The sequence below is a fragment of the Kitasatospora sp. NPDC036993 genome (genome assembly GCF_055607525.1).
This window is the reverse complement of the sequence record NZ_JBVJRP010000004.1, coordinates 349,940-357,169: the sequence shown is the minus strand read 5'-3', so window position 1 is coordinate 357,169 and position 7,230 is coordinate 349,940. Positions and strand designations below refer to the sequence as shown.

Sequence of the window (7,230 nt, the reverse complement as noted above, 5' to 3'; positions counted from 1 at the left end):
TGGTACCTGGGTGAGCTTCCCGCCCGGTGGCCCCTTTTTTTTCTCTTGGGGGGGGGTCCATTTTCCCGGGCCCTGCCTTTTCTCCCTGGGTGCGGGCCCCCTCCCCCCCCCCCGGCCCGGCCCGGTCACCCACATATCTGAGGTGATGTCACTTCTGCTCGCTGAGCGCCTTGTTGAGCAGGAGGACGTTGACGCCCGCGGCGCCGAGGAAGCCGAGCGAGCGGCTCTCGGTGGACTCGTCGACGAGCTTGTTCACCGTCTCCACCGGCAGGTCGCGGTTCCTGGCGACCCGGTTCACCTGCTCCTTGGCGTACGCGACGGAGATGTGCGGGTCGAGGCCGGAGCCGGAGGCGGTCAGCGCGTCGGCCGGCACGCTCGCCGGGTCGACGCCGTCGAACGCGGCGACGGCGGCGCGGCGGTCCTCGACGGCCTTCAGCAGGTCCTCGTTGTTCGGGCCGAGGTTGCTCGCGCTGGAGGAGGACGCGTCGTAGCCGGTCCCGGCCGCGGAGGGACGGGGCTGGAACCACTTCGGGTCCGGCCTGGCCTCCTCCTCCGGGTCGCCGGGGTCGGTCTTCGGGAGGTCGAAGCTCTGGCCGATCAGGCTGGAGCCGACCTCCTTGCCGTCGGCCTTGACCGGTGAGCCGTTCGCCTTGTCGGTGAAGGCGACCTGGGAGATGCCGGTGACCAGCAGCGGGTACGCGATCCCGAGGATCACGGTCAGCACCAGGAGTGCTCGCAGGGCCGTGAAGTGGGTCCGCACGGCGGTCGGCAGGGGCTTGGACATGGTTTTCTCTCCTTCCCCGTCAGCTGAGGCCGGGAATGAACTGGACGATCAGGTCGATCAGCTTGATGCCGACGAACGGCACCACCAGGCCGCCGAAGCCGTAGACGCCGATGTTGCGGCGCAGCAGCGAGCCGGCGTCGGACGGGCGGTAGCGCACGCCGCGCAGGGCGAGCGGGATCAGGCCGATGATGACCAGGGCGTTGAAGATGATCGCCGAGGTGATCGCGGACTGCGGGCTGTGCAGGCCCATGATGTTGAGGTGGCTCAGGCCCGGGTACACCCCGGCGAACATCGCGGGGATGATCGCGAAGTACTTGGCCACGTCGTTGGCGATCGAGAAGGTGGTCAACGCGCCGCGGGTGATCAGCAGTTGCTTGCCGATCTCGACGATCTCGATCAGCTTGGTCGGGTTGGAGTCCAGGTCGACCATGTTGCCGGCCTCCTTGGCCGCCATGGTCCCGGTGTTCATCGCGACGCCGACGTCGGCCTGGGCGAGCGCGGGGGCGTCGTTGGTGCCGTCGCCGGTCATCGCGACCAGCTTGCCGCCCTCCTGCTCCTTCTTGATCAGGGCCATCTTGTCCTCGGGCGTGGCCTCGGCGAGGAAGTCGTCCACGCCGGCCTCCTCCGCGATCGCCTTGGCGGTCAGCGGGTTGTCACCCGTGATCATGATGGTCTTGATGCCCATCCGGCGGAGTTCGTCGAAGCGCTCCCGCATGCCCTCCTTGACGACGTCCTTGAGGTGGATGACCCCGAGGACGCGGGCCGGCCCGGTGCCGACCCTGGTCGCCACCACCAGCGGGGTGCCGCCGGCGGCGGAGATCCCGTCGACCAGGGCGGAGACCTCGTCGCCGACCGAACCGCCGTTCTCGGCGACCCAGTTGGAGACGGCGCCGGCCGCGCCCTTGCGGACCTGGCGGAGGCCGCCCGCCCGTCGCCCGCCGCCGCTGTTGTTGTCCGGGTCGCCTCGCTCCGCGCCTTCCGTTCCCGCAGGCCCGGCTTCCGCCAGGTCGACGCCCGACATCCGGGTCTGGGCGGTGAACGGGACCCAGGTGGCGTGGGTCAGCTCGCCCTGGGTGCGGGCCCGCAGACCGTACTCGGTCTTGGCGAGGACCACGATCGAGCGGCCCTCGGGGGTCTCGTCCGCGAGCGAGGACAGCTGCGCGGCGTCGGCCAGTTCGTCGGTGGACACGCCCGGGGCGGGCAGGAACTCGGCGGCCTGGCGGTTGCCCAGGGTGATGGTGCCGGTCTTGTCGAGCAGCAGGGTGTTGACGTCGCCGGCGGCCTCGACGGCGCGGCCGGACATCGCCAGCACGTTGCGCTGGACCAGCCGGTCCATGCCGGCGATGCCGATCGCGGAGAGCAGCGCGCCGATGGTGGTCGGGATGAGCGCCACGATCAGGGCGACCAGGACGATCATCGACTGCGGGGCGCCCGCGTAGGTCGCCATCGGCTGGAGCGTGACGACCGCGACCAGGAAGACGATGGTCAGCGAGGCCAGCAGGATGTTGAGCGCGATCTCGTTCGGCGTCTTCTGCCGGGCGGCACCCTCGACCAGGGCGATCATCCGGTCGATGAACGACTTGCCGGGCTCCGAGGCGATCTTCACCACGATCCGGTCGGACAGCACCTTGGTGCCGCCGGTCACCGCGGAGCGGTCACCGCCGGACTCGCGGATCACCGGCGCGGACTCGCCGGTGATCGCCGACTCGTCGACGCTCGCGACGCCCTCGACCACGTCGCCGTCTCCGGGGATGACCTGCCCGGCCTCGACCACCACGTGGTCGCCGAGCCGCAGCGCGGTGCCCGGCACCTCCTCCTCGGCGTCCGTGGACGGCCAGTTCGTGAGCCGGCGGGCGACGCTCTCGGTCTTGGTCCTGCGCAGGGTGTCGGCCTGGGCCTTGCCGCGGCCCTCGGCGACGGCCTCCGCCAGGTTGGCGAAGACCGTGGTGAGCCAGAGCCAGACGGTGATGGCCCAGGCGAACACGGACGGGTCGGCGATCGCGGACACGGTGGTGACCACCGAGCCGACCTCGACCACGAACATCACCGGGTTCTTGACCATCACCCGGGGGTCGAGCTTCCTCACCGCGTCCGGCAGGGACGCGAGTATCAGCTTCGGGTCGAGCAGGCCGCTCGACACTCTGTGCGGCGCGGCGGGCTCCGCCTGGTCGGCTGGTGCGGGAGTGAGCGTAGGGGTGGACATCAGGAGGAGAGACCTTCCGCGATCGGCCCGAGAGCCAGGGCCGGGAAGTAGGTGAGGCCGACGACGATCAGGATCACGCCCGACAGCAGGCCCACGAACAGCGGCTTGTGGGTGGGCAGGGTGCCCGGGGTGGCCGGAACCGGCTGCTGCTGGGCGAGCGCGCCGGCCAGCGCCAGGACGAAGACGATCGGCAGCAGCCGGCCGAAGATCATCGCCAGGCCGAGCGCGGTGTCGTACCAGTCGGTGTTGACGGTGATGCCGCCGAAGGCCGAGCCGTTGTTGTTGGAGGCGGAGGTGAAGGCGTACAGCACCTCGGAGAAACCGTGGGCGCCCGAGTTGAGCATCCCGGCCCGCTCGCCCGGCAGCGCCATCGCCACGCCCGTACCGACCAGCACGATCGTCGGCGTGGTGAGGATGTACAGCGAGGCGAACTTCATCTCCCGGCCGCCGAGCTTCTTGCCCAGGTACTCGGGGGTGCGGCCGACCATCAGGCCGGCGACGAACACCGCGACGACCGCCAGCACCAGCATGCCGTACAGGCCGGAGCCCACACCGCCGGGCGCGATCTCGCCCAGCATCATGTCGAAGACCGTCAGCCCGCCGCCGAACGGCGTGTACGAGTCGTGGAAGGAGTTCACCGCGCCGGTCGAGGTCAGCGTCGTCGAGGCGGCGAACAGCGAGCTGGCGGCGATGCCGAAGCGCTGCTCCTTGCCCTCCATCGCGGCGCCCGCGGCCTGGAGTGCGCTGCCGTGGTGCTGGGACTCGGCGAGGGTCAGCAGGGCCGTCGAGGCGATCCAGAACAGGCCCATCACGGCGACGATCGCGTAGCCCTGGCGGTTGTCCCCGACCATCCGGCCGAAGGTCCGCGGCAGCGCGAACGGGATCACCAGGATCAGGAAGATCTCGACCAGGTTGGTGAAACCGGTCGGGTTCTCGAACGGGTGCGCCGAGTTGGCGTTGAAGAAGCCGCCGCCGTTGGTGCCGAGCAGCTTGATGACCTCCTGGGAGGCCACCGGGCCGCCCGGGATCTTCTGCACCTCGCCCGCGAGGGTGGTGACCTCGTGGAAGCCGTGGAAGTTCTGGATCACGCCGTTGGCGGCCAGGACCAGGGCGAAGACGATCGAGACCGGCAGCAGCAGGCGCAGGTTGATCCGGGTGAGGTCCACCCAGAAGTTGCCGACCCGGTCGGTCCTGTTGCGGGTGAAGCCCCGGACCAGCGCGGCGACGACGGAGATGCCGACGGCGGCGGAGACGAAGTTCTGCACCGCCAGGCCCGCCATCTGCGCCACCTGGCCCATCGCGGACTCGCCGCCGTAGGACTGCCAGTTGGTGTTGGCGACGAACGAGATCGCGGTGTTCCAGGCCTGGTGGCCCTCCATCTGCGGAACGCCCAGGTTCAGCAGCAGGTGGCCCTGGAGGCGGATCAGGCCGTAGAGGAAGAGGACGGAGACGGCCGAGAAGGCCAGCACCGAGCGGAGGTAGACCGGCCAGCGCTGATCGGCGTCGCCGTCGACGCCGATCAGCTTGTAGATGCCGCGTTCGACTCTGAGGTGCTTGGCGGAGGTGAGGAGCTTGGCGATGTAGTCGCCGAGGGGGCGGTAGCACAGGGCCAGCGCGCCGACGAGGGCGACGGCCTGGAGCCAGCCCGCGAGAGTGGATCCCATGTCAGAACTTCTCCGGGAAGATCAGCGCCACGACGAGATAGCCGACGAGGGCGACGGCCACGATCAGACCAGCGATGTTCTCGACGCTCACAGCTTCTCCACCCCCCGCGCGATCAGGGCGATGACGGCGAACACGGCGACCGTGACACCGACGTAGATGAGATCGGACATGGGCTCCACCAGAGCGGTTCGGGAGATGCCGCGACCTGGGCCCGAGGGCACGCGCGGCGCCGGCGGACGACCGGCAGATGCAGCAAAGCAGCCGTCAGAGGCGCGTTATGAGGCCCTGACGCCCTCCATACGGGTGACAGCGCGACGTTGACGCGACGTTGACGGGCGCTTCACCGGACCGAGACCGTCGTGATCGGGCCGAGATCCGGGCCGGGGTGCGGGCCGGGGTGCGGGCCGGGGTGCGGGCCGGGGTGCGGGCCGGGGTGCGGGCAGGGTGCGGGCAGGGTGCGGGTGGTGGTCCGCGCCGGGGTTCGGGCCTGGGTTCGGGCGGTGGCCCTGGTCCGCGCCGTCGCCAGGAAAGCCGCGGGCCCCGGGCGGCGGGCTGCCGCCCGGGGCCGTCCGGGGCCGTCCGGGGCCTGTCGGGGCCGTCCGGGGCCTGTCGGGGCCGTTCGTGGTGGTCACCGATCGCGGTCACCGACCGTGGTCACCGCTCGCGGTCACATCCGCATGCGCAGCCGGCAGACCACCGCGTCGGTGTGCCGGCGCAGGGCGCGGTCGATCACGGCGCCGCGCCGGTTCTGGAGCGCCCGCTGCCACCAGCGGGCCGGCTCCACCTCGGGGATCAGCACGGTCAGCCGGTCGTAGGCGTGCTCCGCCCCCAGCTCGTTGACGAAGTCCGCGATCGGCCGGCCCAGCCGGCGGTGCGCGTCCGGGAGCTCCACCAGCGGCACGCCCGGCTGCCACAGCTCCCAGTCCCGGCGCAGCGCCTCGGCCGCGGCCGGCTCGTGCACCACGGTCACCGCCATGACCTCGTCGCCGAGCGAGAGCGCCGCCGACAGGCCGTCCCTGGTCAGCCGGGTGATCGCGGTCACCGGGACGACGACCAGGCTGCGCTGCCTGGTCACCGGTCCCGGCACCCGGCCGAGTTCCAGCCGCTCGCCGATCCGCGCGTAGCTGCGGTGGACCGCCTCGAACAGCAGCACCAGCAGCGGCAGGGCCACCACGATGCCCCAGGCGCCCTCGGTGAACTTGGTGCCGGTGACGACCAGCGCCGCGACGCCGGTGAGCAGCGCGCCGAAACCGTTCAGCGCGGCCTTCCACCGCCAGCCGGAGGGCCGGTGCGACAGCCAGTGCCGGACCATGCCGACCTGGCAGATGGTGAAGCCGACGAACACGCCGATCGAGAACAGCGGCACCAGGCTGTTGACGTCCCCGCCGGAGCCGGCCAGCAGCGCCGCCGACACCCCGGCCAGGAACAGCACGCCGTACCGGTACACCTGGCGGTCGGCGCGCAGCGCGAACAGGTGCGGGAGGTGGTTGTCCCTGGCGAGCAGGTCGAGCAGCACCGGCAGCCCGCCGAAGGAGGTGTTGGCGGCCAGCCCGAGCAGCACCACGGTGGCGAACTGGACGACGTAGAAGCCGAAGCCGTGGCCGAGCGAGGCGTCGGCGAGCTGGGCGAGCACGGTGACGCCCTCCACCGGCTGGAGGTGGAAGCGCCCGATCAGCACGGCCAGCCCGATCAGCATCACGCCGAGCAGGGCGCCGAGCGCGACCTCGGTGTGCTGCGCGCGCCTGACCCGCGGGGTGCGGAAGGAGGGGACGGCGTTGGCCACCGCCTCCACCCCGGTCAGCGCGGAGCAGCCGGCCGCGAAGGCCTTGAGCAGCAGCAGCGCGCCGACGGTGGAGGCGTTCTCGGCGAGCGTCGAGGCGTGGCCGGCGGCGGCCGCGGTGCTGGCCGGGGCGTCCCGGAGCAGGCCGGCCACGATGACCGTCAGGATGGAGAGGACGAAGACGGCCGTCGGCGCCATGAACCAGCGCGCCGACTCGGCGATCCCGCGCAGGTTCACCGCGGTGACCAGCGCCAGCACGCCCAGGCAGAGCCAGACCCGGTCGCCGAACAGGCCGGGTACGGCCGAGGTGAGCGCGGCCACGCCGGCCGTGACGGATACCGCGACGTTCAGGACGTAGTCGACGACCAGCGAGGCGGCCGCGGTCAGTGCGGTCCTGCGGCCCAGGTGCGCCTTGGCCACCGCGTAGGAGCCGCCGCCGTCCGGGAACGCCGCGATCACCTGGCGGTAGGAGGCGACCAGCACCGCCAGCAGCACGGCGATCGCCGCGGTGACCGGCAGCGTGAAGCCCAGCCCGTACGCACCGGCGGCGGCCAGCACCAGCACGATCGACTCCGGCCCGTACGCGACCGAGGCCATGGCGTCCAGCGAGAGCGCGGCCAGTCCGCCGAGCGCGCTGAGCCGGTGCCGCTCGTCGCCCGTACCGGTATCAGGCGGCTCGGGTTCGGCCGTGACGGCCGCAGTGGTGATGGCGCTGGACATCGGACGGGACCTCCGCAGTCGGTGAGTTGGTCCGATCCTGCGGTCCACACTCCCGCCGCCCCGCGGGCCCTACGCGTT

Annotated in this window: 5 protein-coding genes; all 5 read right to left on the bottom strand. The window is 71.5% G+C overall.

Going from position 1 to position 7,230, the window contains the following annotated elements:
- Positions 1–148: 148 nt before the first annotated feature.
- Positions 149–784, bottom strand: coding sequence for a potassium-transporting ATPase subunit KdpC (gene kdpC / locus ACZ7C5_RS10715; protein WP_401079958.1), 636 nt, complete (start codon positions 782–784; stop codon positions 149–151).
- A gap of 19 nt (positions 785–803) precedes the next feature.
- Positions 804–2,987, bottom strand: coding sequence for a potassium-transporting ATPase subunit KdpB (gene kdpB / locus ACZ7C5_RS10710; RefSeq protein WP_470322428.1), 2,184 nt, complete (start codon positions 2,985–2,987; stop codon positions 804–806).
- A complete protein-coding gene (kdpA, locus tag ACZ7C5_RS10705) occupies positions 2,987–4,651 on the bottom strand; it encodes a potassium-transporting ATPase subunit KdpA (RefSeq protein ID WP_401079962.1) in 1,665 nt (554 codons plus the stop codon). Before kdpA ends, kdpB begins: the two co-directional genes overlap by 1 nt.
- A gap of 1 nt (position 4,652) precedes the next feature.
- Positions 4,653–4,742 carry a K(+)-transporting ATPase subunit F gene (kdpF, locus tag ACZ7C5_RS10700; protein WP_035794954.1) on the bottom strand — a complete coding sequence of 30 codons (90 nt, stop codon included), beginning with the start codon at positions 4,740–4,742 and terminating at the stop codon, positions 4,653–4,655.
- A gap of 577 nt (positions 4,743–5,319) precedes the next feature.
- Positions 5,320–7,152 carry an APC family permease gene (locus tag ACZ7C5_RS10695; RefSeq protein WP_470322427.1) on the bottom strand — a complete coding sequence of 611 codons (1,833 nt, stop codon included), beginning with the start codon at positions 7,150–7,152 and terminating at the stop codon, positions 5,320–5,322.
- Between the last annotated feature and the right edge of the window lie 78 nt (positions 7,153–7,230).